Below are 24,673 nucleotides of genomic sequence, written 5' to 3'. Positions count from 1 at the left end.
GGCGCCTTCCGCCGGAGCCGCTTCGCCCTCGGCCGCGGCCTCGCCTTCCGCCGGAGCGGCGGCGCCGGGCTGGCGCGCGGGATCCGGCGCCGGGATGCCGTAGCCGCCCGAGCCTTGCGTCCGCAGCCAGGCGATCAGGTCGATGCGGGTCTGCTGGTCACGAATGCCGGCGAACGACATCTTGGTGCCCGGCACGTAACGGGCCGGAGCGGTGATGAAGGTGTCCAGCTCGTCATAACCCCAGGTCGGCGCTTCGGCCTTGTGGGCGCTCATGGCGTCCGAATAGGCGAAGCCGGCGCGGTGCATCACCGGGCCGCCGACGACGCCCCACAGATTCGGGCCGATCTTGTCGGCGCCGCCCTGGTGCGCATCGTGGCAGGCTTGGCAGCGCGCGAAGGCGGCTTCACCCTTGGCCAGATCGGCGATCGGCAGGACGGTGCCCCAATCCGGCGGCAGGACGGCTTCCTCGGCGCCGCCGGCGGCTTCTTCCGGCGCGTCAACGAAGTAGCCCATCTTCTCAGGGGCTTCGCTGTGGTAGATCGCGCCGGTCACCTGCTGCACGCCGACGATGACGAAGGCGACCGCCAGACCGGCGCCGAAAATCTTGTTCCACTTCAGATCGCCGCTCATCGCGTCGTCGCATCCCGTAAGTTAGGGCCCGGCCGCGTGAACGGCGGGCGAATTCTTGCGTGGGCGTCTCTTACACGCTAGCGCGGCCTTCGCAACCGGCGCGAAGCGACCTTTCATCGCGTGCGGCGTCGCAGGCAGCAAGGCAGACCGATGAATCCCCTGATATTGATTCCCGCTCGCATGGCGGCGACCCGTCTGCCGAACAAGCCGCTGGCGGACATCGGCGGCAAGCCGATGATCGTGCGGGCCTATGAACAGGCCGCCCTGTCGGGCCTGCAGGTGGCGGTCGCCGCGGGCGATCAGGCCATTGTAGACGCCGTCGAGGCCATCGGCGGCGTCGCCGTCCTGACCGATCCCGACCTGCCGTCGGGCTCGGACCGCATCCGCGCGGCGCTGGAGGCGATTGATCCGGACGGCGCCTTTGACGCCGTGATCAATCTGCAGGGCGACATGCCCTTCGCCGATCCCGGTCTGGCCACCGCCTGCGCCGCCCTGCTGCACGGCCAGCCGGAGTGCGACATCGCGACCCTGGTGGCGCCGGAAGCCGACGTGTCCGACCGGTCCAACCCGGATGTGGTCAAGGCCGTGCTGGCCCTGCCCGAGGGCGAGCGCCACGGACGCGCCCTCTATTTCACTCGCTCGACCCTGTACGGCGACGCCCCCGTCTGGCGGCACATCGGCCTGTACGGCTACCGCCGCGAGGCCCTGCTGAAATTCTGCGCCGCCCCGCCGTCGCCGCTGGAGAAGCGCGAAAAGCTGGAACAGCTCCGTGCGCTCGAAATGGGGCTGCAGATCTGGGCCGCCGTCATCGACGAGGCGCCGCTGTCCGTCGACAATCCGGCGGATCTGGAAGCCGCGCGGGCGCTGGCTTGAGGAATTAGGTCGTAGGGCTTGGGAACTGGAGGGCAGATGAACCCGAAGCCCCAAGCCCCAAGCCCTCACTCAGACGTCGAACCCGTCCACCCACGCCTGAATCAGGGTCCGCGCGATCGCGACCCTCGGCGGCGCCTTGATCGACGGGTGGGTCCCGGCCAGCACTGCGGCGGCTTCCGTCCGCGTCAGCCAGGCCACCGCCTCCAGCTCCGTCTGGTCCGGCCGGGCGTCGTCCGAGTCCACCTCGGCGAACAGGCCGATCATCAGCTGCGACGGGAAGGGCCAGGGCTGGCTCGAATGGTAGCGGACCTTCGTCGCCGTCAGCCCCGCCTCTTCCGCGATCTCACGGGCGCAGCCTTCCTCGATGCTCTCGCCCGGCTCCAGGAAGCCCGCCAGCGCCGACATCCGGCCTTCGGGCCAGGCCGCCTGGCGGCCCAGCAGGCAGCGGTCTTCCGCGCCGCCCTTGTGGATCACCAGCATGATGGTCACCGGGTCGACGCGCGGGAAATGCTCGGTCCGGCAGGCCGGGCAGACGCGCTTCCAGCCGCCCGACGCCGTCTCGCTCTCGTGGCCGCAGGCCGCGCAGAAGCCGTGTCGCGCCCGCCAGTCGAACAGGCTCCTGGCCAGTCCCGCCATGGCCGCGTCGGCGCCCGACAGCACGCCCGCCGCCTCGCGCATGTCCATGAAGGCGCCCAGTCCACGCAGCGGCCCCTCGGCCGGGTCGAGCGGGCTCTCGACCTCCACCGCGAAGACCGGCGCCGCCTTCCAGAGACCCAGAAAGACTTCGCGGTCCGGTACGACGTCCCGCGCGTGGGCCAGCGACAGCCATTGCAGGCGCGGCCCGTCCGCATGGTCCTCGACCAGCGGCTTGCCCTGCCATATCGCCAGCGCCAGCGCCTCGGGATTGGCCTCCTGCTCGGCCAGCCAGGCGGGATCGTTCCGCCGGTCTCCCGCCCGGTCGAGCGGATTGCCGGCGAAGGTGTTCTGGATCGACAGGGGCATGGGCCTTCTCATATCCCCGGCGGCGGGCCATTGTCGCGTCTTATGGCCGACAATTCCGCCGACTTTCGCCCGACAGAGGATGACGTCTTCGGGCGGATCGCCGGCCGCTATGACCGGCTCTGCGACGTCTTCAGTCTGGGCATCCACCGGTTCTGGAAGTCCCGCATGGCGGCGCGGATCGCCGCCGAGCCCCCCGGCGTGCTCCTCGATCTGGCCTCGGGGACGGGGGACATTCCCTGCCGTCTCTGGCGCAGGCTGGGCGCGCGCCCGGGCGACTGGCGTCTTCGGGTCACGGATATTTCGCCGCAGATGCTGGCGATCGCCCGGGACAAGCTGGCCCGCGAGGGCGTGGTCGCCGACGTCGGCCTGCTGGACGCCGGCCGGATCGATCTTCCGGACGCCTCCGTCGATGTCGTCAGCATGGCCTTCGGGCTGAAGATCACCGACCGCTCCCGGGTGCTGCCCGAGGTCCTGCGCGTCCTGAAGCCGGGCGGCGTCTTCCTGTGCCTTGAAGCCTCAAGGGTCGTCGTGCCGGGCCTGCATCCGCTCTACCTGGCCTATATGGATCTCTGCATGCCGTGGATCGGGCGTCTCGCCACGGGCGGGGACGCCTCCGCCTACGGCTATCTGCTGCGCGGCATCCACGACTTCCCCGACCAGCGGGCGCTGGCCGCCGAACTGGTCCGCGCGGGCTTCGACAGCGTCCGTTTCGAGAACCTGTCCCTGGGCATCGTCGCCCTGCACAGGGCGGTGAAGCCGGCAGAGGCTTGATCTCCCCGGCCGGAGGGGTCATATCCCGTCACGGAGATCGCGGGCGAAGGCTTCGCCAACCTGGTCAGGGCCGGAAGGCAGCAGCCACAACGAATTCCCCTTCGGGTCGCGGTCTCCACCCTTTCCTGAAAACTCAGAGACCCTCGCGCAGGCGAAGCACCGAGCGCACGGCGCCGAGCATCAGCACGCCCGCGCCGTCCTCTTCGGTCGACAGGATGACATACAGGTCCCGCTGCCGGGCGACGGCCTCGATCTCGCCGCCGGCGAACTCTTCCAGCGCGGCTTCAGAGACGTACCGGCCATTGTCCAAGGAATAGAGCCACATCCGCCCTTCGTCCGGCGCTGCGGCCCGCTCTCCCACCAGGGCGGTCACGCGTTCCTCGGCCTGCGCAATGTCAAGGTCGGGCGAGATCACGCCGCAGACCTCCACCACGACGCTTTCGGCGCCCAGCATCTCCTCGCCGTCGCCCCAGCCGGTGAGAAGCAGCACGGGCGGGTCATCCGTCGCCGGGCCGCTGGCGAGGTCGAAATTGATATACAGCACCGCATCGCGAAGCTCGGCGTTCGCCGCCTCCCCGAGCGCCTCTCTCGGGATTTCACTCCAGCCGAGATCCGCGGCGGCGGCGTGCGCAGCCGCCCTGTCGCCCCTTTTGGCGACGCACAGGTCGATGAAGGCGCCGAACGGCTCGGCCGCGGCCGGCGCGGCGGCGAACAGCAGACCGGCGGCCAGCGCGGTCGCGGAAATAACCCTGAACATGTCGGTGACGGCTCCCCTTGCTAGGTACGGTAGCATGGGCTTTCGGTCTCACAACCCTTCGATGGCGACACGGCCGGGCCGGACCGCCCACAACTCCGTGCGCCAGCCCCTTCGCCCCGGCGGCCGGGCGGGTTAAGACGAGGATATGAGCGACGTGGACCCGAATCTCGACGGCCCTCCCTGGGACGAAGACGCCCCCGAGGCTGTGGAGGAGCGTGATCCCAACACCGACGACATGTTCGGCGCGCCCGCCCCCGCGCCTGAAGCGGCTCCTGCGCCGGAACCGGCGCAGGCCGTCGCGACCCGATCCGCGCCCGAAGCCGCCCCCGCCGAACCGGCCGCCGCCGACGACGCCTATCAGGTGCTGGCCCGCAAATACCGGCCGCGCACCTTCGAGGACCTGATCGGCCAGGAGGCCATGGTCCGGACCCTGACCAACGCCTTCGCTACGGGCCGGATCGCCCACGCCTTCATGCTCACCGGCGTGCGGGGGGTCGGCAAGACCACCACGGCCCGCCTGCTGGCCCGCGCCCTGAACAACGAGACCGACGTCATCGACCGCCCCTCGCTGGAGCTGTCGGCCCACGGCGTGCACGACGCCGCCATCATGGCCGGCCAGCACATGGACGTCATGGAGATGGACGCCGCCTCGCACACGGGCGTCAACGACATCCGCGACATCCTCGAAAGCGTCCGCTACGCCCCGGTCGAGGCGCGCTACAAGGTCTATGTCCTCGACGAGGTCCACATGCTGTCGACGCAGGCGTTCAACGCCCTGCTGAAGACGCTGGAGGAGCCGCCGCCCCACGCCAAATTCATCTTCGCCACCACCGAAATCCGCAAGGTGCCGGTGACCATCCTGTCCCGCTGCCAGCGCTTCGACCTGCGCCGGGTCGAGCCGGAAATCCTCGTCGAGCACCTCGGCCGGATCGCCGACCGCGAGGGCATGAAGATCGAGCAGGAAGGCCTGGCCCTGATCGCCCGCGCCGCGGAAGGCTCGGTCCGCGACGGCCTGTCCCTGCTGGATCAGGCCCTTGTCCAGGGCGAGCGCGGCGAGACGGTCAAGGCCGAGACGGTCCGCGACATGCTCGGTCTCGCCGACCGCACCCAGACCATCGCCCTGTTCGAGGCGATCATGGCGGGCCGCACGCCCGAGGCCCTGGAGCTGTTCCGCACCCTCTACGGCTACGGCGCCGATCCGGTTCAGGTGACCAACGACCTGCTCGAGCATTGCCACGCCGCCTCGGTGGCCAAGATGCTGGGGCCCAACGCCACCCGCCTCCCCAATGATCAGGCCCAGAAGCTGACGGCGCTCGGCGCGGTCATCTCGGCCGGCACCCTGTCGCGCACCTGGCAGATGCTGCTCAAGGCGCTGGACGAGGTCCGCCGCGCGCCCAATCCCGCCGACGCCGTGGAGATGGCCATCGTTCGTCTGGCCTACGCCGCCGACCTGCCGGGACCGGAGGAGGCGCTGAAGGCCCTGCGCGACGGCGAACCTGTCGGCGGCGGTCCGGGCGCGGGTCAGCGGATCAGCGGCGGCGGGGGCGGCGGCGCGTCCGCCCAACTGGCTGTGCGCCCCATGGCCGCGCCCGCCCTGCCGGACCCCCAGTCCTTCGAACAGGTCGTCGCCCTGATCGGCGAGAAGCGCGAGGTCGGGCTGCAGATGGACGTGCAGCGCTTCGTGAAGCCGGTCAGCTTCAAGCCCGGCGCCATCACCTATGAAAGCGCGCCCGGCGCCCCGATCGATCTGGCCCGCCGCCTGTCCGGCCGTTTGAAGGACTGGACCGGCCGCACCTGGCTGATCGCCGCCAACGGCCAGGGCGGCGGCGAGACCATCATCGAGCTCGACAAGCGCAAGCGGGCGCAGGAGCGCGCCGAGGTCGAGGCCGACCCCTTCGTCAAGGCGATCATGGAGGCCTTCCCGGGCGCGAAGATCGGCGAAATCCGCACGACCGCCGCGCCGGTGGAGCTGCCGGTGATCCCGGATGAGGCGGACGACGAGGACTGAGGGTCGAGGGTCGAGGCGGCTGCGCCGTCTTCCTTCCCTCGACCCTCGCCCCTACAGAACCTGCGCCGCCTCTTCGAACCCCAGCCGCGGCGAGCGCGGGAACAGGTTTTCGTCCGAGCCGTAGCCGATGTTCATGATGAAGTTCGGCTCGACGTTGGAATCCGGGAAGAACTCGGCCTTCACGGCGGCGGCGTCGAAGCCCGACATCGGGCCGACATCCAGACCCAGGGCCCGCGCGGCGATGGTCAGATAGCCGCCTTGCAGCGAGGCGTTGCGGAAGGCGGTTTCGCGGCGGCCGGCTTCATCCGCGAACCAGTCCTTCGCCCCCGGGGCGTGGGGGAACAGGGTCGGCAGGTGTTCGTGGAAGTCGATGTCCTGGGCGATGATCACCGTCACCGGCGCCTGGGCGGTCTTGGCCCGGTTGCCTTCGCTCATCAGCGGCACGAGGCGCGCCTTGGCTTCCGGCGAGGTCACGAAGACGAAGCGGGCCGGGGTGGCGTTCACCGCCGTCGGGCCGAATTTGGTCAGGTCGTACAGCTTGCGAAGCAGGGCGTCCGGCACGGGACGGTCCGTCCAGCCGTTGCGGGTGCGGGCTTCGGTGAAAAGTTGGGCGAGGGCGGCGTCGGAAAGCGGGGCGTCGCGGTCGGTCAGGGCGTCAAAGGCCATCGAAGGGTCCCTCCAGAATTTCAAACTGCAACAGTAGTGGATGCGAAATAGGAGGGTGCGGCATAATCGCCAAGGGGTTCTGGAACATTTTCTGTTACGGATCGCTGTTCGGCCGTGATCGAACCCCCTGTCGCCCACGCCGCGAACCGCCTATCTAGGGGGCATGAAAGATCTCAACGCCCTCATGCAACAGGCCCAGCAGATGCAGCAGCGTCTGCAGGACGCCCAGGCCAGAATGGCTGAAACCGCCGCCTCCGGTTCGTCCGGCGGCGGGCTGGTGACCGTCGCGCTCAAGGGCGCGGGCGAGATCACCGGCGTGACCATCGACGACAGTCTGCTGGTCCCCGGCGAGGGCGAGATCCTCGCCGACCTGATCGTCGCCGCCCACGCCGACGCCAAGCGCAAGCTGGACGAGGTCAACGCCGCCCTGATGCGCGAGGCCGCCGGCCCGATGGCGGGGATGAACATCCCCGGCATGCCCAAGCTGTTCTGACGCGGGTCGCGCCTTGGCCGCTTCCGCCGGACCTGAAATCGAGCGCCTGATCGCCCTGCTGGCCAAGCTGCCCGGCATGGGGCCCCGCTCGGCCCGCCGCGCGGCCCTGGCCCTTCTCAAGAAGCGCGAGCAGCTGCTGGTCCCTCTGGCGGCCTCCCTCGCCGAGACGGCCGAGAAGGTCGTGTCCTGCAGCGTCTGCGGCGCGCCCGACACCCGCGACCCCTGCTCGATCTGCTCGGACAGCGCCCGCGACAACGGCCTGATCTGCGTGGTCGAGGAGGCCGGCGCCCTGTGGGCCATGGAGCGGTCGGGCGCCTTCCGCGGCAAATACCATGTGCTGGGCGGCCTGTTGTCGGCGCTGGACGGGATCGGCCCCGACGCCCTGCGCGTCGCCGAACTGGTGGGCCGCGTCCGGGGCGGCGAGGCGCGGGAGGTGGTTCTGGCCCTGCCGGCCACCGTCGACGGCCAGACCACCGCCCACTACATCGCCGAACGTCTCGCCGGCTCCGGCGTCGAGATCACCAGCCTCGCCCGCGGCGTCCCGGTCGGCGGGGAACTGGACTGGCTGGACGACGGCACCATCGTCCAGGCGCTGCGGGCCCGCCGCCCGGCGTAATCCCGGGGCGCGGCGTCGCCAAATTCGCCAGAAACACGAATTTCTTGACTGTATAAATCTCCTGGTTGAACCTGCACCCGGGGCCGTTTGGGGTCCCTGGAGGAGGTCTTGATGCTGAAAACGATCGTTCTGGCTGCCGCGCTCGTCGTTGCCGCGACCGTGGTTCCGGTTCCCGGCTCCGACGCCCAGGCGGCGCGGGAAACCTACCGTCAGTGCATTCACAACATCGACAACGTCTGCCTGCCGCAGGGACCGCTGGGACCGATCCTGCCGGAGGCCGGCACGCCGGAATACGACGACTGGCAGACCTGTTCGGCTGCGGAAGCCGAGCGCTGCGCCAGCCTTCCCGACGCACCCTGATCCGATTTCCAGGACCGGGTGAAGCGGCGGCTCCGTCCCGGAGCCGCCGTTTCTTCTTCCGAGGCTACGTCCGGAAATGACGGACGGGCGGTCCAGACTGGCGCGATGAACCACAACCTCATGGACCCGGCCGGTAGACGATCTGGACGGTCTGGACGGTCCGGACGGTGTATTTCACGCCCCTCCACCGTCCTGCGCGTTCGTCGTCGTGGCGCGGTCCTCCGACTCCCGGTAAGGAACGGAGCATGAACGCCTCGCTTGTCGCCGCCCTCGCCGCCGCCGTTGTCGCCCTCATCGCGCTCGCCTGGGCCCTGATGGAGCGCCGCCGCGCCGCCGCGGCCGACGCCCGGGCCTGGGACCTGTCCCAGCGCTTCGCCGCCACCGAGGCCCGGCTGCATCTGGCCGAGGACCAGGCCGCCACCCAGGCCGAGCTCCTGCGCGCCCAGGCCGCCGAGTCGGCCCGCAGCGCGGCCGACGAGATGCTCAAGCGGACCGACGAGACCTTCCGCAACCGCGAGCTCCTGGCCCAGCAGCGGATGGACGCCCAGCTCAAGCCCGTGGCCGAGACCCTGGCGAAATTCCAGGAACAGGTCGCCGCGCTGGAGAAGACCCGCGCCGAGGAGACCGGCGGGCTCAAGGCGCAGCTGGCCCAGCTGATGACCGCCTCCACCGCCACGCGCGACGAGGCGCGCAAGCTGACCGAGGCCCTGCGCGGCAACACCGGCCGTCGCGGCCGCTGGGGTGAACAGACCTGCCGCAATGTGCTCGAGGCCGCCGGCATGGCCGGTCGGTTCGACTTCGAGGAGCAGAACTCCTCGGCCAACGACGAAGGCCGCCAGCAGCGTCCCGACTTCATCGTCCGCCTGCCCGGCGGCGGCATGTTCGTCATCGACGCCAAGGTGCCGCTGGCCTTCGACGACAGCGCCGACCAGGGCGACGAGGAGACCCGGGCCCACGCCCGCTCGGTCCGCATCGCAGCCAGCCTCAAGACCCACATGCGTCAGCTGGCGTCCAAGGCCTACCAGGACCAGTTCAAGCCCAGCCCCGACTTCGTCGCTCTGTTCGTGCCCGGCGACGCCTTCCTCGCCGCCGCGCTGGACCACGAGCCGAACCTGCTCACTGACGCCATGGCCTCGCGCGTGGTGATCGTCACCCCGACCACCCTGTTCGCCCTGTGCAAGGCCGTGGCCTACGGCTGGCGGGCCGAGGAGCAGGCGAAGAACGCCGAGGAGGTCGCGAAACTGGGCAAGCAACTCTATGCCCGTCTGTCCGTGATGGGCGGTCACGCCGCCTCGGTCGGCAAGGCGCTGGACGCCGCCGTCAACCGCTACAACCAGTTCGTCGGCTCACTGGAGAGTCAGGTCATGGTCTCGGCCCGGCGGTTCGAGGACCTGCAGGTGGATCACGAGGGCAAGGACATTCCCGAACTGCCGCCGGTCGAGCCCTCGCCCCGCGCCCTCAGCCGGCCGGAACTGGTCGAAAACGCCCGGCTCACGGCTCCGACCGACTCCTGAGACAAGTCTTGGCGTCTAATTGACAAGGGCGCTTGACATTGTCCCGGCGTGTTGTAAAACACACTTGTCAAAGAGACGCGGGAGCTTGTCATGTCGACTCCATCCAGAACCGGACGCCGGATCGCCGGTCCGAAGACCTTCCTGATGGTCATGGGCCTGTCCCTGGCCGCGGGCGCGATCGCGGGGGTCGGCAACGCCGTCGCCGCGGAATTCTCCGGCGCGGCGGCGTTCGCGGTCAGCATCGGACTCAACGCCGTCGCCATGGCCGTCTGCCTGCTGCTGGCCATCTGGTGGTGGCGGCGGCTCGACGAGGCGGCGCGTGAGGCCCACAAATGGGCCTGGTGGTGGGGCGGCTGCTCCGGCATGGCGGTCGGCGGCGTCCTGCTGCTGACCCTGCAGACGCAGGAGGTCGACATCGGCCTGTCCGGCATGCCTCCGGGCGAGGTCCTCGCGTTCGGTATGGCCGTGATGCTGGGCTTCCTGCTGGTCGGCTACGCCATCGGCTGGGTCGTCTGGTGGGCGCAGCGCCGATGAGGAGCCGCTCATGAACAACCGTCTCAAGGTCCTCCGCGCCGAGCGCAACTGGAGCCAGGCCGATCTGGCCGAGGCGCTGGGCGTCTCCCGCCAGACCGTCAATGCGCTGGAGACGGGTCGCTACGACCCCTCCCTGCCGCTCGCCTTCAAGATCGCCCGGGTGTTCGAACAACCCATTGAATCCATCTTTTCGGAATAGGCGGCGGGTCTGTCCCGTCGTCCTCATCCGTGACCCTTCCCAGGAAAGACCTCCGATGACCTTCGCCTCTCGCCTGATGTCCACCGCCGCCGCCGCCGGGCGCGTCACCCTCGGCTCCGTCCTCGGCCTCGGCCTCGCCGCCGCCATCGCCTTCCAGCCGGCCCAGGCCCTGGCCCAGAGCGCGGCGCCGGCGACCGCCGCCGCCACGCCGCGCGCCGAGGGCGCCGGTCCGGCCCTCTGGGTCGTGCGCGACGCCGACTCGACCATCTATCTGTTCGGGACGATCCACGTCCTGCGCCCCACCACCGCCTGGGCGACCGACCGGGTCGACGCCGCCTTCGACAGCGCGGACCAGATCTGGTTCGAGATCACCAACGCCGACGACCAGGCGGCGGCCCTGCCGATCATCCAGCGTCTGGGTCTGTCGCCGCAGACCCCGCTTTCCAGCCTCCTGACGCCCGAGGAAAAGGCCGAGCTGGACGCTGCCGCCGCCTCCGTCGGTCTGCCGGCGGCCCAGATGGACATCTTCCGTCCGTGGTTCGCCGGCCTGACCCTCAGCGTCGCCCCGCTGATCAAGGCGGGCTATGACCCGCAGTCGGGCGTCGAGCTGGTCCTGAAGGCGCGCGCCCAGGCGGCCGGCAAGCCGCTCCACGGTCTGGAGACGCTGGAGGAGCAGGTGGGCATGCTGGCCGGCATGCCCGAAGAGGCCCAGCTGGACTTCCTGCGCAGCACCCTGAAGACCTTCGACAACGCCACGACCGAGCTGGACCGCCTGGTCGACGCCTGGGCCGCCGGCGACGTGGCCGCCATCGAGCGCTACGGCGTCGACGACATGAAGGACGACCGCGAGCTCTATGAGGCTCTTCTGGTGCGCCGGAACACCAACTGGGCCGGCCAGATCCAGACCCTGCTCGACGGCTCGGGCACGGCCTTCATCGCCGTCGGCGCCGCCCACCTCGCGGGTGACGACAGCGTCCAGGCCATCCTCGAAGGCCGCGGCGTTCATGTCGAGCGGGTGGAATAGGGGGGAGGCTGGAGCGGGCAGCGGGAATCGAACCCGCACGAAAAGCTTGGGAAGCTTTCAGGCTACCACTACATCATGCCCGCGGAGCCGCCCCTGACTTAGGGCCAACGGCGTCCGACCTCAAGACGGGACGGCTCGAAAGGGCCGTCCCGTTGTCGTTTCAGTCCGCCTGATAGACGACCACGCCGTCGACCACGGTCAGGGTTGCGTGGCCCCGGGGGATGTCGGCGAAGGGCGCGGTCATCAGGTCGACGCTGAAGGCGGTGAAGTCGCCCCGCTTGCCGACCTCGATCGTGCCCAGCTCGGCCTCGCGGAACGAGGCCCAGGCGGGCCACAGGGTGAACATCTTCAGGGCCGTGGCCCGGTCGACCGCCTCGTCCGGGCGCCAGTCCGGGCCCTGGAAGCCGGACAGGTCCCGGCGGGCGACGGCGGCGTAGAACTCGATCAGCGGCGCGCCCCGTTCGACCGGCGCGTCCGAGCCGCCCACGACGATCACGCCCAGATCGCTCAGGCTGTGCCAGGCGTAGGCGCCGTCCAGTCGGGCGTCGCCCAGTCGGGCCGGGGCGAAATGCAGGTCGCCGATGGCGTGGCTCGGCTGCATCGAGGCGATGATCGGCAGGTCCCGGAACCGGTGATAGTCCGACGGGCGCACGATCTGGGCGTGCTCGATCCGCCAGCGCACATCAGTCCCGTTCGGGCGCTGCGACGCGGGCACGGCCGCAAGCGCTTCGGCGTACCAGTCGGCCACCGAGGCGTTGCCGCGATCCCCGATGGCGTGGGTCGCCACCTGGATGCCGCCCTTCAGCGCCGCTTCGTAGAGGGGGACGATCTCCTGTTCGGTGATCTGCATCAGGCCGGTGGTGTCGGGCCGGTCGGCGTAGGGGGCGAACAGGGCCGCCCCGCGGGAGCCCAGCGCCCCGTCGGCGTAGTATTTGATCGCCCGCGTGATCACCCGCCCGTCCGCGACGCTGCGCGGTCCGCCGGCGATCAGCTCGGCCGCCCCGTCGGGGGTGACGCTGTTGTACACCCGTAGCGGCGCCTCGCCCGCCTCGGCCATCTGCTCCAGCAGCGGGATGTCGCGCCACGGGGCGCTCATGAAGTGAACCCCGGTCCAGCCATAGGCGGCCTCAACCCGGAAGCCGGCGCGATAGGCCTCGCGCGTCGCGGCCGGATCGGCCTGCGGCATCAGTCCGGCGATCAGCTGTTCGGCGGCGTCGACCAGCAGGCCGGTCGGGGCGCCGTCAGCCCCCTTGAGGATCTCGCCCCCGGCCGGGGCGGCGGTCGAGGCGTCGATCCCGGCGGCGGCCAGGGCGGCGGTGGAGGCGACCACCGCGTGGCCGTCGGCGCGGCTCAGCAGCACCACCCGCCCCGGGGCGGCGGCGTCCAGATCGGCGGCGGTCAGGAACCGGCCTTCGGGCCAGTGGGTCTCGATCCAGCCGCGCCCGATGACGGGGCCGTCCGGATGCGACCGGGCCCAGTCGGCCAGCCTGGCCATCGCGTCGGCGACCGAGGTCGAGCCCTCCAGGTTCAGGGTCAGCTCGCGCCAGCCGACGCCGTCCAGATGGGCGTGGCCGTCGGTGAAGCCGGGGAAGAGGGCCGCGCCCTTCAGGTCGACGACCGTCAGGCCCGCCGCATCCGGCGCGCCGGCGGCGGCGCCGACGTAGCTGATCCGCCCGTCGCGCACCTGCACCACCTCGGCGGTCGGCGCGGCGTCGACGCCGGTGTGGATGGGGCCGCCGCGGATCAGCAGGTCCTGCGCCTGGGCGGTCGTCGCCGCGCCGGTCAACAGCAGGGCGAGAAGAAGGGTGTGCCGCATCATGTGACGGTTCCTTACAGGACGGGGCATCGGACTCGCCTTATCGCGAGGCCTGCGTCAAGGTCGTCCCATGACGCCGCTTGTCCTTCTCGTCGCCGCCCTGCAGGCCCCGCCCGCCGAACCGGTTCGGGCCGAGCTCTGTCTGGCCCATGTAAATCTTCTGATCGCGGACGCCATGCGCGAGACGGGGCGGGTCGCCGGCCCCAGCTGGTTCATTCGCGACTGGTGGGATGAGCGCACGCCCGAGCCGGGGGCGCCGGGCGCCCTGACCCGGGCGCAGCGGACGGCTCTCGAACAGGTCCTGATCGAGCGCCGGGCGGCGGACCCGCAGGGCTTCGAGGCGGAACGGAGCGCCTGTGTCCAGGAGGCGATCGACGGCGACGCCCTGCCGTAACCGCAAATGAAAAGGGGGAGGCCGGTCCGGCCTCCCCCCTCATTCATCAGGCTGCGGCCTTCTGGCCCGAGAACTTCCCGTAGAAGGTCTCGCCCCTGTCGGCCATGTCGCGCAGGAACTGCGGGACCTTGAAGCGGTCGCCGTAGCGTTCGGCGTATTCGTCCGCCTTCGCCACGAAGGCCTTCAGGCCGGTCTGGTCGATGAAGGTGATCGGGCCGCCGGTCCAGGGCGCGAAGCCCCAGGCGAGGATGGCGCCGACGTCGGCTTCACGCGGATCGTTGATCACGCCCTCATCCCAGCATTTCGCCACCTCAACGGCCTGGCGGTACAGCAGTCGCTGCTTCTGGTCGGCGACCAGTTCCGGGGTCGAGTCGTTGATCGTCACCGGCGCCAGTTCCGACAGGCCCGACCACAGCTTCTTGGGCTTGCTGTCGTAGTCGTAGAAGCCCTTGCCGTTCTTGCGGCCGTAGCGGCCCAGGTCCTCGACCATCTTGCGGACGATCTCGGCGCCCTGCAGCGGGACGTATTTGTCGCCCAGGTCGATCGCGGTCTGCTTGGCGACCTTGACCGACAGGTCCAGCGCGACGTCGTCGTGCATTTCCAGCGGGCCGCGCGGCATGCCGGTGGCGCGACCGATGTTGTCGATCAGGGCCGGGGCATAGCCTTCCTCCAGCATCGCCAGACCTTCGGCGACGTAGGTGGCGAAGCAGCGCGAGGTGTAGAAGCCGCGGCCGTCGTTCACGACGATCGGGGTCTTCTTGATCTTCAGGATGTAGTCCAGCGACTTGGCGATGGCCGCCTCACCGGTCTTCTCGCCCAGGATCACCTCGACCAGCATCATCTTGTCGACGGGCGAGAAGAAGTGGATTCCGATGAAGTCCTCGGGGCGCACGCTCGCCTCGGCCAGGCCGGTGATCGGCAGGGTCGAGGTGTTCGAGCCGAAGACGGCGCCCGGCTCCAGCTGGGCCTCGGCCTTCTTCGTCACTTCCGCCTTGATCTCGCGGTTCTCGAACACGGCCTCGATGACCAGGTCCGAACCCTTGATCAGGTCATAGTCGGTGGTCGCCGTGACCGAACCCAGCAGGGCGTCGAACTTCTCCTGGGTGATCGCGCCGCGCGACAGGCGCTTCTTCAGCAGCTCCTCGACGTGGGCCTTGCCCTTGTCGGCGGCTTCCTGGGTCTGGTCGATCAGGATGGTCTCGATGCCGGCCAGGGCCTGCACATAGGCGATGCCCGCGCCCATCATGCCGGCGCCCAGGACGGTGACCTTCTTCGGGTCCGACTTCGGCACGCCCGCCGGGCGGACGGCGCCCTTGTCGAGTTCCTGCTTCGAGAGGAACAGCGAGCGGATCATGGCCTGGGCCTGCGGCGTCATCAGGGTCTTGATGAAGTAGCGGGTCTCGATGCGCAGGGCCGCGTCCATCGGCACCTGAACGCCCTCATACACGGCCTTCATCAGGTTCAGTACGGCCGGGTAGTTGGCGTAGGACTGCTTGCGCAGCATGGCGTTGCCGACCACGAAGGTCTGCATGCCGGCCGGGTGGTAGGGGCCGCCGCCGGGCAGTTTGAAGGACTTCTCGTCCCACGGCTGCACGGCCTTGCCGCCGCCCTTGACCCAGGCCCTGGCGGCCTCGACTTCCGTGCCCTTGGCCACGACCTCGTGGACGACACCGGCGCCCTTGGCGTCGTTCGGACGCCACGGCTTGCCTTCGCTCATCGCCATCAGGGCGTTCTGCACGCCGATCAGGCGGGTCAGGCGCTGGGTGCCGCCGCCGCCGGGGAAGAGGCCGACCTTGATCTCGGGCAGGCCCAGCTGGATTTTCGAGTCGTCGCCGACCACGCGGTAGTGGCAGGCCAGCGTCAGCTCCAGGCCGCCGCCCAGGGCCAGGCCGTTGATGGCCGCGGCCACCGGCTTGCCGCAGGTCTCCAGCGCGCGCAGGGCGCCGTTCAGCTTCCAGCCGGCGTCATAGGCCGCCTGGAGGTCCGATCCGCCCAGCATGCCCGAGGCCATGTCGCCCAGGTCGGCGCCGGCGCAGAAGCCGCTGGCCTTGCCCGAGGTCAGGACCGCGCCCTTGATGGCGTCGTCGGTCCTGATGCGTTCGATCCATTCCGGGATCTCGGCCATGACCTTGCCGGTCAGGGTGTTCATCGAACGTCCCGGGACGTCGAAGGTGATCAGGGCGATGCCGTCGGCATCCACGTCGATCTTGAAGTTTTCCATGGTCAGTCGCTCCCGGATCAGACGCGTTCGATGACGGTGGCGGTGCCCATGCCGCCGCCGATGCAGAGGGTGATCAGGGCGGTCTCCTTGTTCGAGCGCTCCAGCTCGTCCAGGACCACGCCGGTGATCATGGCGCCGGTCGCGCCGAGGGGGTGGCCCATGGCGATGGCGCCGCCGCAGACGTTGATCTTGTCATGCGGGATGTCGAGGGCCTGCATGAAGCGCAGGACGACGGCCGCGAAGGCCTCGTTCAGCTCCCACAGGTCGATGTCGGCGGTGGTCATGCCCAGCTTACCCAGCAGCTTGTTGGCCACGAACTCCGGGCCGGTCAGCATGATCGACGGCTCCGAGCCGATCGAGGCGGCGCCGCGGATCTTTGCGCGCGGCTTCAGGCCCAGGGCCTTGCCGGCTTCCAGCGAGCCGATCAGCACGCCGGCCGAGCCGTCCACGATGCCCGAGCTGTTGCCCGGGGTGTGCACGTGGTTCACGCGCTCGATCTCGGGGTAGCGCTGGTTGATCACGGCGTCGAAGGCGAACTCGCCCATCTGGGCGAACGACGGGTTCAGCGATCCCAGGGTCTGCATGTCGGCGTTCGGGCGGACGGTCTCGTCATGGTCCAGACGGATCAGGCCCAGCTGGTCCTTCACCGGCACGACCGAACCCTTGAACCGGCCCTCGGCCCAGCTCTTCGCCGAGCGCTTGTGGCTTTCCACCGAATAGGCGTCCACGTCGTCGCGGCTGAAGCCCCATTTGGTGGCGATCATGTCGGCCGAGACGCCCTGCGGCACGAAATAGGCCGGGATGGCGATGGATGGATCGACCGGCCAGGCGCCGCCGTCCGAGCCCATCGGCACGCGGCTCATGGCTTCCACGCCGCCGCCGACGGCGAAGTCCGCCTCGCCGGCCTTCACCTTGGCGGCCGCCATGTTCACGGCTTCCAGGCCCGAGGCGCAGAAGCGGTTGATCTGCACGCCCGCGGTGGTCTGGGCCCAGTTGGCGTTCAGCACGGCCGTGCGGGCGATGTCCGCGCCCTGCTCGCCGATCGGGGCCACGCAGCCCAGGATGACGTCGTCCACCTTCGAGGTGTCCAGCCCGTTGCGGTCGCGGATGGCTTCCAGCACCTGGGTCGCCAGCGACAGGGCGGTGATCTCGTGCAGCGAGCCGTCCTTCTTGCCCTTGCCGCGCGGGGTGCGCACGGCGTCGTAGATGTAGGCGTCGGCCATGGAGAAGATCCTTCTCTGGATGTCCCCCTTCACGCGCCGCGATGCGCGGACCGGTCGGAGGGGAGGGTGCGGAATTGAAACTCGGGCGTCAGAAAGCGTACGTTTACGTCAACGTCAAGTATGGACGTCGTCACGTCTTCGAAAGGGGTGGATGACCCGCCGGGCCGAAAAGATGAAACGCGCCGCCGGGCGCGCCTCCGGGCTGATCAACGCCCCGCGGGCGGGATCGGTCCGCGAACGACTCTCAGTGGAACGGCCCGGGGCCTGAACGTCTTTCTCCCCCCGAACAAGGGAGACGCATCATGACGCAGACCTATGACGAGATGGACGCCATCGCCCTGCTGAAGGCGGACCACCGGCTGATCGAGGACCTGTTCGACCAGTTCGAAAAGGCGAAGGGCAAGGCCGAGCAGAAGCGGCTGGCCGAACGGCTGGTGCTGGAGCTGGAGGTTCACACCATCCTTGAGGAAGAGATCCTCTACCCCGCCTGCCGCGGCGAAATCCCCGACGGCAAGCTGGACGAGGGCTATGTCGAACACGACGCCACCAAGGTGCTGATGAACGACATCAAGGCCGGCGGACCCGAGGAGCATTTCTACGCCACCAAGGTGCACGTCCTGTCGGAGATCCTTGAGCATCACTTCGAGGAGGAGGAGGCGCCCTCCAAGGGCATCTTCACCCTCGCGCGCAAGGCGGGCCTGGACCTGAAGGATCTGGCCGACCAGATGCGGGCGCGGCGCGAGACGGCGATGGCCGAGGCCCGGGCCCATCCGGAGCGGCCGTCCGAAACCCGCACCTTCCATGGCGACGATGCCGACAGCGCCCTGGTCGAGGCGCCGTTTGAGGACCCGGTCCGGGACGCCGGCGTCGAGGCGCGCTGACGGTGGGCCGACCGACCTGTCTTTTGCTGGCCGGGGTTCTGGCGACCGTCTCCGGATGCGCCGCGGCGGACCCGCTCTATGTCCGCCAGGCCGATCCGCGCGCCCGGGAGCTGGCGCCCATCGCGCCGCCCCGGGACAGCCGGCCGTCCGACGAGATCGAGCAGCGGCTGCTGCGCGCCCACAACGCCGAGCGCGCCCGGGTCGGCGTGCCGGCCCTCATCTGGGATGACGGGCTGGAACAGGAGGCGCGGGTCTGGGCGCGGCAGCTGGCGGCCAGCAATGTCTTCGCCCACGATCCCTCGCCGCACGGCCATGGCGAGAACCTGTGGACGGGCTGGGGCGGTCGCACGTGGACGCCCGAGGACATGGTCGGCGAATGGATCGCCGAAAAGGCCGACTACCGGCCCGGGACCTTCCCGGCGGTCAGCCGCACCGGCGACTGGACGGTGGTGGGCCACTACACCCAGCTGGTCTGGAGCCGCACAACCCATGTCGGCTGCGCCGTGGTCGAGGCCGGCGATCGCTCGGTGCTGGCCTGCCGCTATTCACCGCCGGGCAATGTGGACGGGTTCAGGGCATACTGAGTGAACGGCGCTGGTGAGTGGTGAGTCGAGCGCCGACGTCGGCGCCCTGCGCCACTACTCATCAGCACCCTTCAGCTCACGTACCCCGCCTGCATCAGCTCCGCGATGTGGACGATGGCGACGGGGCGGTCGTCCTCGACGATCAGCAGGGTGGCGATCTTGTTCTGGGTCATCAGGTCGATGGCGTCGCTCATGCGGGCGGCGGGCGCGATGACCTTGGGCTTCGCGCTCATCACATCGGCCGCCGTCAGGCCCGACAGGTCGCCGCGGGCGAAGGCGCGGCGGACGTCGCCGTCGGTGACGATCCCGGCCAGGGTCCCGTCCGCCTGGACCACGGCCGCGGCGCCCTTGCGGCCCTCGGTGATGGCCGAGACCACCTCGGCGAAGCTGGCGTGCAGACCCACCGTGGCCGGGGCGGGCGGGCGGTCGCCCATCCAGTCGCGCACGCTCTGCAGGCTCATGCCCAGCTTGCCGCCGGGATGGTGCAGGCCGAAGTCCTCGGCGGTGAAGCCCCGGCGCTCGGTCAGCACCATGGCCAGGGCGTCGCCCATCGCCAGGGTCATCAGCGTCGAGGTCGTCGGCGCCAAGCCGTCGGGATGGGCCTCCGGCGCGTTGGGAAGGGTCAGGCAGACCGCCGACGACCGGCCCAGGAAACTGCCCGGGCGCTGGGTGATGCCGATCACCGGAATGCCCTCGCGCTGGCAATAGATCAGCGGATCGCGCAGCTCGCGGCTTTCGCCCGAGTTGGAGATCGCCAGCAGGGTCACATCCTTGCGCAGCATGCCCAGGTCGCCGTGGCTCATTTCCGCCGGATGGACGAAGAAGGCGTTGGTGCCGGTCGACGCCAGGGTCGCGGCGATCTTGCCGCCGATGTGGCCCGACTTGCCCATGCCGGTCACGACCAGATAGCCGGGGCGCGACAGGATGATCTCGACCGCCTTCGCCAGGCTGTCGTCGATGGCGGCCTCCAGCTGCTGGAGGGCCGAAATGTTCAGGCCGATCACCTCGCGGGCGCGGGCGACCATGGCGGCGGTGTCGGCGGGCAGGGCGGTCTGGGTCATGTCGGGGACATGGCGGATCGGACGCGGTTTGCCAACTCGGAAGCGATCCGGTCTTATGCTGCGCATGCGAAATAAAAGGCCAAGCTTGGGGAACCCCGGCGGCGGCTCGGGGCTTAGATCAGTCATGGGGACGTCTGATCTGACCGTCGACGCCGCGACCGCGGCGGCCGAGACCTTTTCGCGTTTGCCCGCGCCGCCGATCCGGCCCGGGCGAATTTCTCTCTTCCTGGACCTGGACGGGGTGCTGGCCGAGTTTGCGCCGACGCCCGAAGGCGTGACGCCCGACGCGCGCCGGACCGCCGTCCTGACCGCGCTCGCGCCGCGGATCGGCGGCCGGGCCGCGATCATCAGTGGCCGGACGATCGCAGAGATTGATCGCATCGCCGACGGCAGCATGGCCGCCGCATCCGGCGTGCACGGGCTGGAGCGACGCCGGACGGACGGCGTTTTCCTGCGCGCGGAGGCGTCGGAGAGCGTACGCAACGCCGTCGCGGCCTTCGAGGATTTCGCCCGCACCCGTCCCGGCGTGGTCGTCGAGGACAAGGCGGTGGCGGCGGGTCTGCACTATCGCGGCGCGCCCGAGGCGGCGGCCGAGGCGGAGGCGCTCACCCGCCGGCTCGCCGCCGAGACCGGCCTCATGCTGCAGCCCGGGAACATGGTCATCGAGCTGAAAACGCCCGGGTCGACCAAGGGCACAGCGCTCAAGGCCTTCATGGCCGAGGCCCCCTTCGCCGGAGCCATGCCGGTCATGCTCGGCGACGACCTGACCGACGAGGACGGCTTCCGCGCCGCCGCCGAACTGGGTGGCTTCGGGGTTCTGGTCGGACCGCCGCGCCGGACCGTCGCCCGCTACGGCCTGACCGGAGTCACCGCCGTTCTGGACTGGCTGGAGCAGCTGGAGGGCGTCGCATGACCCGGCCGGACCTTGATCTCGCCCCCATCGGCAACTGCTCGATCAGCGCCCTGATCGACCGGCGCGGCCGCTACGTCTGGGCCTGCGCGCCCCGCGTCGACGGCGACCCGATCTTCTCGGCCCTGATGGACGGCGACGACCCCGCCCACGGCTTCTGGGACATCGAACTGGAGGGGCTGAAGCACATCGACCAGGCCTATGTCCGCAACACCCCGGTGCTGCGGACCGTCCTGACCGCCGAAGACGGCTCCGCGGTGGAGGTCATCGACTTCTGCCCGCGTCATCCCAAGCACAGCCGAACCTATCGCCCGCTCGCCTACGGCCGCATCGTGCGGCCGCTGGAGGGCGCGCCGCGCATCCGTGTCCGCCTGCGCCCGTCGGCCGACTGGGGGGCTCGCCCGGCCGAACGCACCAGCGGCTCGAACCATGTCCGCTATCTGTGCACCGACGTCACCCTGCGTCTGACCACCGACTGTCCGGTCTCGCACGTGCTGAACGAGCGGGTCTTCCGGCTGGAGAAGCCGCACGCCTTCTTCCTCGGGCCGGACGAGGGCTACGATCAGGATGTCGGTCCCGGCGTCTCTGCCGCCCTGGACCGCACCGTCGCCTACTGGCGGGACTGGGTGCGCAAGCTCTACCTGCCGCTGGACTATCAGGAGGCGGTGATTCGCGCCGCCATCACCCTGAAGCTCTGCGCCTACGAGGAGACCGGGGCCATCGTCGCGGCCCTGACCACCTCCGTGCCCGAGTTCCCGGAAAGCGGCCGCAACTGGGACTATCGCTACTGCTGGATCCGGGACGCCTACTATGTGGTGCGGGCCCTCAACCGGCTGGGCGCGGTCGACATCCTCGAGAACTATCTCGGCTATCTGCGCAACCTGGTCGACGCCTCGGGCGGCGGCCATGTGCAGCCGGTCTACGGCGTGGGTCTTGAGGAGGATATCGACGAGCGGATCACCGACACGGTCGCCGGCTACCGCGGCATGAAGCCGGTGCGGGTCGGCAACCAGGCGCGCGAGCATCTGCAGCACGACGTGTACGGACAGATCGTCCTGCCGCTGGTGCAGGCCTTCTATGACCAGCGCCTGCTGCGCCCGGGGACGATCGACGATTTCCATGCGCTCGAGAAGGTCGGCGAGCGGGCCTACGCCATGCACGACCAGGTCGACGCCGGCCTGTGGGAGTTCCGCACCATCGCCCGGGTGCACACCTATTCCTCGGTGATGTGCTGGGCGGCCTGTGACCGCCTGGCCAAGGCGGCCGACCATCTGCGTCTGCATGAACGCGCCGTCGTCTGGCGGGAGCGGGCCGACGAGATCCGCGAGCGGATCGAACGCGAGGCCTATCTGCCGGACGAGGGCCGCTTCGCCGCCAGCTTCGGCAACCGCGAGCTGGACGCCAGCCTGTTGCAGCTGACCGACCTCGGCTTCCTCGACGCCATGGATCCCCGGCAGGTCGCCACCTTCGACGCCATCGAACGGGACCTGAAGAAGGGGCCCTACCTGTTCCGCTATGTGGAGCCGGACGATTTCGGCGAGCCGGAGACGGCGTTCAACTTCTGCACCTTCTGGTTCATCGAAGCCCTGCACCAGAACGGCCGCGACGCCGAGGCGCGCGAAATTTTCGAACAGATGCTGAGCCGACGCACCCACGCCGGCCTGCTCAGCGAGGACATCGCGCTGGGCGATGACGAGCTGTGGGGCAACTACCCGCAGACCTACTCGTTGGTCGGCATCATCAATTGCGCCGTGCTGCTCAGCCGGTCGTGGACGGATGTGCGATGAGCCGCCTGATCGTCGTTTCCAACCGGGTTTCGGCCCCCAAGGACCCCGCCTCGGGATCGGCGGGCGGCCTCGCCATGGCCCTGTCTGCCGCCCTGCGGAAGTATGACGGCCTGTGGTTCGGCTGGTCGGGCGAAACCGTCGCCAAATTCACCGGCGACCTGAAGATCGAGGATCGCGCCGGCGTCACTGTCGGACTGGTCGACCTCGAGGCCCAGGACGTCGAGGAGTACTACAACGGCTACGCCAACAAGACCCTCTGGCCCCTCTTCCACCACCGCACCGATCTGGCCGCCTACGAGCGCTCCTACGGCGAGGGGTATGAACGGACCAACGCCCGCTTCGCCGATGTGCTGGCGCCGCTGATCCGGCCGGACGACGTCATCTGGATTCACGACTACCACATGATCCCCATGGCCCGGGATCTGCGGCGGCGCGGGATCACCAACCGGATCGGCTTCTTCCTGCACACCCCCTGGCCCGCGCGCCAGCTGCTGGTGACCCTGCCGCACCACCGTCGGCTGGTGGAGTCGATGTTCGACTACGACCTGATCGGCTTCCACACCCGCGAGTGGATGGAGCTGTTCCAGCGCTATGTGGAGGTCGAGGAGAAGGGGACGGTGACGCCTGATGGCCGGGTGCAGGCCTTCGGCCGCGAGGTTCAGGTCGGGGTCTTCCCCATCGGCATCGACGTCGACGAATTCCTGACCGCCCGGAACTCCCCGCTCGGGCGTCGGACCTACGACCGCATGTCGGCCTCGGCCGCCTTCCGCTCGATGATCGTCGGCGTGGACCGGCTGGATTACTCCAAGGGACTGGAGGAACGGCTCTCGGGCTACGACCAGTTCCTGAAGGACAATCCGGACAAGCGCGGCGAGGTCTTCCTGCTGCAGGTCACCCCGATCAGCCGCGACGACGTGGACACCTACCAGGACATCCGGGCCCGTCTCGACGCGCTGGCCGGCCGGATCAACGGCGAGTTCGCCGACATGGACTGGCAGCCGATCCGCTATCTGAACCGCACCTATCGCCGGGACCAGCTGGCGGGCATCTATCGCGCCGCGCGGGTCGGGCTGGTCACGCCCCTTCGCGACGGGATGAACCTGGTGGCCAAGGAATATGTGGCGGCCCAGAACCCGGACGATCCGGGCGTGCTGGTCCTGTCCCGCTTCGCCGGCGCGGCCGAGCAGATGACCGAGGCCCTGCTGGTCAATCCCTTCGCCCGCGAGGAGCTGTCCGACGCGATCAAGAAGGCGCTGGACATGCCGCTAATCGAACGCCGCCGCCGGTGGGAGGCGCTGATGACGGTGGTCCAGGACACGGACGTCAGCGTCTGGCGCGATGACTTCGTCAACGCCCTCCAGGCGATCGGCCATCCCGGCAACGGCCATGCGGGCGACGACGGTAACGCCGCCGCCCACGCGGCCTGACTGTCAGGCGACCTCGGCGATCAGCGCCGGCGTGCCGTCCCGAGCGATGGCCGACAGATTGGCCGGCCGGGTGCCGATCCGCTCCAGCCAGCGGTCCAGCAGGGCGCTCTGCGGCCCGAAATCGCGGCCCCAGGCCATGGCGGAACCGACCATGACGTCTACCGCCGTGAACCGGTGGCCCATCAGATACGGGCCGTGCTCGAGGGCGGTCAGGATGCGGGCGTTGACCTGCTCATAGCGTTTCATCGCCAGCGGATCGCTTTCGGTCTGGCCGCTGATCCGGCTCCAGTAGGCCGGCTCCATCTCGCCCGCCGTCCAGGCCAGCCAGGTGACATAGGCCGCCCGCTCCGGCGATCCGACCGGCGCGCCCAGACCGGCGTCCGGGAAGAGATCGGTCAGGTACAGGGCGATGGCGGCGGATTCCGTCACCAGCGCCCCGTCGTGCAGCAGGGCCGGGACCTTGCCGTCCGGATGCAGGTTGTTGCGGTCAGCGCGACCCGTGCCGGTCAGGGCGCGGAAGATGTCGACGTACTCGATCTCATAGGCCGCGCCGATCTCCTCCATCAGCCAGACGATGCGGCCAGACCGCGATTGCGGGGCGTGGAACAGCGTCAGCATGATCAGTCTCCCTTTGTGGGCTATCGCTCGGCTCGCGGAGCCTCGCTGCTTGAGCCCGGATTTGCGCCCGGCGGCCCCTCGCCGTCGGTGGAGATTGATCTACTGCCACCCTGCTGCCAGCATGCTGTCAGCAGACGTGCGGCATACCCGCCCTCAAGCAGCGAGCGTCCGCGACGCGAGCGATAGGGCAAGCAACATGCCCTCAAGCAGCGAGCGTCCGCGACGCGAGCGATAGGGCAAGCAACATGTCCTCAAGCAGCGAGCGTCCGCGACGCGAGCGATAGGGCAAGCAACATGTCCTCAA

The 24,673-nt window shown here is 69.5% G+C and carries 25 protein-coding genes, 1 tRNA gene and 1 other RNA gene; 17 read left to right on the top strand and 10 right to left on the bottom strand.

The features are described from left to right. Positions 1-630, bottom strand: a 630-nt coding sequence (locus ACLQ7T_RS13385) for a c-type cytochrome (protein ID WP_420479873.1), incomplete at its 3' end; no start/stop codon positions are given. 150 nt (positions 631-780) lie between these two features. On the opposite strand from ACLQ7T_RS13385, the gene ACLQ7T_RS13380 reads away from it, so the two are divergent. Further along, entirely contained in the window at positions 781-1,503 is a 723-nt protein-coding gene (locus ACLQ7T_RS13380) for a 3-deoxy-manno-octulosonate cytidylyltransferase (RefSeq protein ID WP_420479872.1), read from the top strand. Between the two features lie 69 nt (positions 1,504-1,572). Here the strand turns inward: ACLQ7T_RS13380 and nudC are convergent, their stop codons facing one another. Further along, on the bottom strand, positions 1,573-2,505 hold the full coding sequence (nudC, locus tag ACLQ7T_RS13375) for an NAD(+) diphosphatase (protein WP_420479871.1): 933 nt from the start codon (positions 2,503-2,505) through the stop codon (positions 1,573-1,575). 42 nt (positions 2,506-2,547) lie between these two features. Between nudC and ACLQ7T_RS13370 the strand changes: the two genes are divergently transcribed. Together ACLQ7T_RS13370 and ffs are read left to right on the top strand one after the other, a co-directional pair. Next, positions 2,548-3,276: a ubiquinone/menaquinone biosynthesis methyltransferase gene (locus ACLQ7T_RS13370; RefSeq protein ID WP_420479870.1), complete on the top strand. Its 729-nt coding sequence runs from the start codon at positions 2,548-2,550 to the stop codon at positions 3,274-3,276. Between the two features lie 29 nt (positions 3,277-3,305). Beyond that, an RNA gene (gene ffs / locus ACLQ7T_RS13365) (signal recognition particle sRNA small type) lies at positions 3,306-3,399 on the top strand. Between the two features lie 10 nt (positions 3,400-3,409). Here ffs and ACLQ7T_RS13360 read toward each other — a convergent pair. Further along, the gene (locus ACLQ7T_RS13360) at positions 3,410-4,033 is read right to left on the bottom strand and encodes a hypothetical protein (protein WP_420479869.1); all 624 of its coding nucleotides are present in this window, start codon (positions 4,031-4,033) and stop codon (positions 3,410-3,412) included. A gap of 145 nt (positions 4,034-4,178) precedes the next feature. Between ACLQ7T_RS13360 and ACLQ7T_RS13355 the strand changes: the two genes are divergently transcribed. After that, positions 4,179-6,041 (top strand): DNA polymerase III subunit gamma/tau, encoded by a 1,863-nt coding sequence (locus ACLQ7T_RS13355; RefSeq protein WP_420479868.1) that lies wholly within the window; start codon positions 4,179-4,181, stop codon positions 6,039-6,041. A gap of 51 nt (positions 6,042-6,092) precedes the next feature. Here ACLQ7T_RS13355 and ACLQ7T_RS13350 read toward each other — a convergent pair whose 3' ends face one another. Continuing rightward, the gene (locus ACLQ7T_RS13350; RefSeq protein ID WP_420479867.1) at positions 6,093-6,707 is read right to left on the bottom strand and encodes a malonic semialdehyde reductase; all 615 of its coding nucleotides are present in this window, start codon (positions 6,705-6,707) and stop codon (positions 6,093-6,095) included. 163 nt (positions 6,708-6,870) lie between these two features. On the opposite strand from ACLQ7T_RS13350, the gene ACLQ7T_RS13345 reads away from it, so the two are divergent. The 7 genes from ACLQ7T_RS13345 to ACLQ7T_RS13315 all read left to right on the top strand — a co-directional run bounded on the left by ACLQ7T_RS13345 (position 6,871) and on the right by ACLQ7T_RS13315 (position 11,447). Then, positions 6,871-7,200 carry a YbaB/EbfC family nucleoid-associated protein gene (locus ACLQ7T_RS13345; protein WP_420479866.1) on the top strand — a complete coding sequence of 110 codons (330 nt, stop codon included), beginning with the start codon at positions 6,871-6,873 and terminating at the stop codon, positions 7,198-7,200. A gap of 13 nt (positions 7,201-7,213) precedes the next feature. Beyond that, positions 7,214-7,816 (top strand): recombination mediator RecR, encoded by a 603-nt coding sequence (recR, locus tag ACLQ7T_RS13340; RefSeq protein ID WP_420479865.1) that lies wholly within the window; start codon positions 7,214-7,216, stop codon positions 7,814-7,816. Between the two features lie 111 nt (positions 7,817-7,927). Beyond that, complete coding sequence (locus ACLQ7T_RS13335) at positions 7,928-8,176, top strand: hypothetical protein (RefSeq protein ID WP_420479864.1); 249 nt, start codon at positions 7,928-7,930, stop codon at positions 8,174-8,176. A 245-nt stretch (positions 8,177-8,421) separates the two neighbouring features. Beyond that, complete coding sequence (locus ACLQ7T_RS13330) at positions 8,422-9,690, top strand: DNA recombination protein RmuC (protein WP_420479863.1); 1,269 nt, start codon at positions 8,422-8,424, stop codon at positions 9,688-9,690. Positions 9,691-9,780: 90 nt separating this feature from the next. Next, complete coding sequence (locus ACLQ7T_RS13325) at positions 9,781-10,224, top strand: hypothetical protein (protein ID WP_420472430.1); 444 nt, start codon at positions 9,781-9,783, stop codon at positions 10,222-10,224. Between the two features lie 10 nt (positions 10,225-10,234). Continuing rightward, positions 10,235-10,423 (top strand): helix-turn-helix transcriptional regulator, encoded by a 189-nt coding sequence (locus ACLQ7T_RS13320; protein WP_141627858.1) that lies wholly within the window; start codon positions 10,235-10,237, stop codon positions 10,421-10,423. A gap of 55 nt (positions 10,424-10,478) precedes the next feature. Continuing rightward, entirely contained in the window at positions 10,479-11,447 is a 969-nt protein-coding gene (locus ACLQ7T_RS13315; protein ID WP_420479862.1) for a TraB/GumN family protein, read from the top strand. Positions 11,448-11,456: 9 nt separating this feature from the next. Here the strand turns inward: ACLQ7T_RS13315 and ACLQ7T_RS13310 are convergent. Together ACLQ7T_RS13310 and ACLQ7T_RS13305 are read right to left on the bottom strand one after the other, a co-directional pair. Further along, positions 11,457-11,530 (bottom strand) — tRNA-Gly (locus tag ACLQ7T_RS13310). A 77-nt stretch (positions 11,531-11,607) separates the two neighbouring features. Then, positions 11,608-13,263 carry an amidohydrolase gene (locus ACLQ7T_RS13305; protein WP_420479874.1) on the bottom strand — a complete coding sequence of 552 codons (1,656 nt, stop codon included), beginning with the start codon at positions 13,261-13,263 and terminating at the stop codon, positions 11,608-11,610. A 70-nt stretch (positions 13,264-13,333) separates the two neighbouring features. On the opposite strand from ACLQ7T_RS13305, the gene ACLQ7T_RS13300 reads away from it, so the two are divergent. After that, positions 13,334-13,657, top strand: coding sequence for a hypothetical protein (locus ACLQ7T_RS13300; RefSeq protein ID WP_420479861.1), 324 nt, complete (start codon positions 13,334-13,336; stop codon positions 13,655-13,657). A gap of 46 nt (positions 13,658-13,703) precedes the next feature. Here ACLQ7T_RS13300 and ACLQ7T_RS13295 read toward each other — a convergent pair whose 3' ends face one another. Beyond that, positions 13,704-15,878, bottom strand: coding sequence for a 3-hydroxyacyl-CoA dehydrogenase NAD-binding domain-containing protein (locus ACLQ7T_RS13295; RefSeq protein ID WP_420479860.1), 2,175 nt, complete (start codon positions 15,876-15,878; stop codon positions 13,704-13,706). 17 nt (positions 15,879-15,895) lie between these two features. Next, positions 15,896-17,101: an acetyl-CoA C-acetyltransferase gene (locus ACLQ7T_RS13290; RefSeq protein ID WP_420479859.1), complete on the bottom strand. Its 1,206-nt coding sequence runs from the start codon at positions 17,099-17,101 to the stop codon at positions 15,896-15,898. 302 nt (positions 17,102-17,403) lie between these two features. Here ACLQ7T_RS13290 and ACLQ7T_RS13285 point away from each other — a divergent pair, with 302 nt between their 5' ends. Then, on the top strand, positions 17,404-17,982 hold the full coding sequence (locus tag ACLQ7T_RS13285) for a hemerythrin domain-containing protein (RefSeq protein ID WP_420479858.1): 579 nt from the start codon (positions 17,404-17,406) through the stop codon (positions 17,980-17,982). A 2-nt stretch (positions 17,983-17,984) separates the two neighbouring features. Continuing rightward, on the top strand, positions 17,985-18,566 hold the full coding sequence (locus tag ACLQ7T_RS13280; protein ID WP_420479857.1) for a CAP domain-containing protein: 582 nt from the start codon (positions 17,985-17,987) through the stop codon (positions 18,564-18,566). 71 nt (positions 18,567-18,637) lie between these two features. Here ACLQ7T_RS13280 and ACLQ7T_RS13275 read toward each other — a convergent pair whose 3' ends face one another. After that, on the bottom strand, positions 18,638-19,627 hold the full coding sequence (locus tag ACLQ7T_RS13275; protein ID WP_420479856.1) for a KpsF/GutQ family sugar-phosphate isomerase: 990 nt from the start codon (positions 19,625-19,627) through the stop codon (positions 18,638-18,640). A gap of 124 nt (positions 19,628-19,751) precedes the next feature. Between ACLQ7T_RS13275 and otsB the strand changes: the two genes are divergently transcribed. From otsB to ACLQ7T_RS13260, 3 genes are read left to right on the top strand one after another with little or no spacing between them, the layout of a single operon-like run. Further along, positions 19,752-20,540: a trehalose-phosphatase gene (gene otsB / locus ACLQ7T_RS13270; protein ID WP_420479855.1), complete on the top strand. Its 789-nt coding sequence runs from the start codon at positions 19,752-19,754 to the stop codon at positions 20,538-20,540. Then, complete coding sequence (locus ACLQ7T_RS13265) at positions 20,537-22,324, top strand: glycoside hydrolase family 15 protein (RefSeq protein WP_420479854.1); 1,788 nt, start codon at positions 20,537-20,539, stop codon at positions 22,322-22,324. The genes otsB and ACLQ7T_RS13265 overlap by 4 nt, the downstream gene beginning before the upstream one ends. Next, positions 22,321-23,751 (top strand): alpha,alpha-trehalose-phosphate synthase (UDP-forming), encoded by a 1,431-nt coding sequence (locus ACLQ7T_RS13260; protein WP_420479853.1) that lies wholly within the window; start codon positions 22,321-22,323, stop codon positions 23,749-23,751. Before ACLQ7T_RS13265 ends, ACLQ7T_RS13260 begins: the two co-directional genes overlap by 4 nt. 3 nt (positions 23,752-23,754) lie before the next feature. Here the strand turns inward: ACLQ7T_RS13260 and ACLQ7T_RS13255 are convergent, their stop codons facing one another. Then, positions 23,755-24,369 carry a glutathione S-transferase family protein gene (locus tag ACLQ7T_RS13255; protein WP_420479852.1) on the bottom strand — a complete coding sequence of 205 codons (615 nt, stop codon included), beginning with the start codon at positions 24,367-24,369 and terminating at the stop codon, positions 23,755-23,757. Between the last annotated feature and the right edge of the window lie 304 nt (positions 24,370-24,673).

It is taken from the genome of Brevundimonas sediminis, from assembly GCF_048799765.1.
Lineage (GTDB): Bacteria > Pseudomonadota > Alphaproteobacteria > Caulobacterales > Caulobacteraceae > Brevundimonas.
The sequence above is the reverse complement of the archived record's forward strand: the minus strand, read 5'-3'. Positions and strand labels throughout refer to the sequence as shown.

Excerpts from the sequence above, each read along its gene's own strand:
- ACLQ7T_RS13380 (WP_420479872.1), top strand. The coding sequence starts at position 781 with ATGAATCCCCTGATATTGATTCCCGCTCGCATGGCGGCGACCCGTCTG.
- nudC (WP_420479871.1), bottom strand. The coding sequence starts at position 2,505 with ATGCCCCTGTCGATCCAGAACACCTTCGCCGGCAATCCGCTCGACCGG.
- ACLQ7T_RS13370 (WP_420479870.1), top strand. The coding sequence starts at position 2,548 with ATGGCCGACAATTCCGCCGACTTTCGCCCGACAGAGGATGACGTCTTC.
- ACLQ7T_RS13360 (WP_420479869.1), bottom strand. The coding sequence starts at position 4,033 with ATGTTCAGGGTTATTTCCGCGACCGCGCTGGCCGCCGGTCTGCTGTTC.
- ACLQ7T_RS13355 (WP_420479868.1), top strand. The coding sequence starts at position 4,179 with ATGAGCGACGTGGACCCGAATCTCGACGGCCCTCCCTGGGACGAAGAC.
- ACLQ7T_RS13350 (WP_420479867.1), bottom strand. The coding sequence starts at position 6,707 with ATGGCCTTTGACGCCCTGACCGACCGCGACGCCCCGCTTTCCGACGCC.
- ACLQ7T_RS13345 (WP_420479866.1), top strand. The coding sequence starts at position 6,871 with ATGAAAGATCTCAACGCCCTCATGCAACAGGCCCAGCAGATGCAGCAG.
- ACLQ7T_RS13335 (WP_420479864.1), top strand. The coding sequence starts at position 7,928 with ATGCTGAAAACGATCGTTCTGGCTGCCGCGCTCGTCGTTGCCGCGACC.
- ACLQ7T_RS13330 (WP_420479863.1), top strand. The coding sequence starts at position 8,422 with ATGAACGCCTCGCTTGTCGCCGCCCTCGCCGCCGCCGTTGTCGCCCTC.
- ACLQ7T_RS13325 (WP_420472430.1), top strand. The coding sequence starts at position 9,781 with ATGTCGACTCCATCCAGAACCGGACGCCGGATCGCCGGTCCGAAGACC.
- ACLQ7T_RS13320 (WP_141627858.1), top strand. The coding sequence starts at position 10,235 with ATGAACAACCGTCTCAAGGTCCTCCGCGCCGAGCGCAACTGGAGCCAG.
- ACLQ7T_RS13315 (WP_420479862.1), top strand. The coding sequence starts at position 10,479 with ATGACCTTCGCCTCTCGCCTGATGTCCACCGCCGCCGCCGCCGGGCGC.
- ACLQ7T_RS13305 (WP_420479874.1), bottom strand. The coding sequence starts at position 13,263 with ATGCGGCACACCCTTCTTCTCGCCCTGCTGTTGACCGGCGCGGCGACG.
- ACLQ7T_RS13300 (WP_420479861.1), top strand. The coding sequence starts at position 13,334 with ATGACGCCGCTTGTCCTTCTCGTCGCCGCCCTGCAGGCCCCGCCCGCC.
- ACLQ7T_RS13295 (WP_420479860.1), bottom strand. The coding sequence starts at position 15,878 with ATGGAAAACTTCAAGATCGACGTGGATGCCGACGGCATCGCCCTGATC.
- ACLQ7T_RS13290 (WP_420479859.1), bottom strand. The coding sequence starts at position 17,101 with ATGGCCGACGCCTACATCTACGACGCCGTGCGCACCCCGCGCGGCAAG.
- ACLQ7T_RS13285 (WP_420479858.1), top strand. The coding sequence starts at position 17,404 with ATGACGCAGACCTATGACGAGATGGACGCCATCGCCCTGCTGAAGGCG.
- ACLQ7T_RS13275 (WP_420479856.1), bottom strand. The coding sequence starts at position 19,627 with ATGACCCAGACCGCCCTGCCCGCCGACACCGCCGCCATGGTCGCCCGC.
- otsB (WP_420479855.1), top strand. The coding sequence starts at position 19,752 with ATGGGGACGTCTGATCTGACCGTCGACGCCGCGACCGCGGCGGCCGAG.
- ACLQ7T_RS13265 (WP_420479854.1), top strand. The coding sequence starts at position 20,537 with ATGACCCGGCCGGACCTTGATCTCGCCCCCATCGGCAACTGCTCGATC.
- ACLQ7T_RS13260 (WP_420479853.1), top strand. The coding sequence starts at position 22,321 with ATGAGCCGCCTGATCGTCGTTTCCAACCGGGTTTCGGCCCCCAAGGAC.
- ACLQ7T_RS13255 (WP_420479852.1), bottom strand. The coding sequence starts at position 24,369 with ATGCTGACGCTGTTCCACGCCCCGCAATCGCGGTCTGGCCGCATCGTC.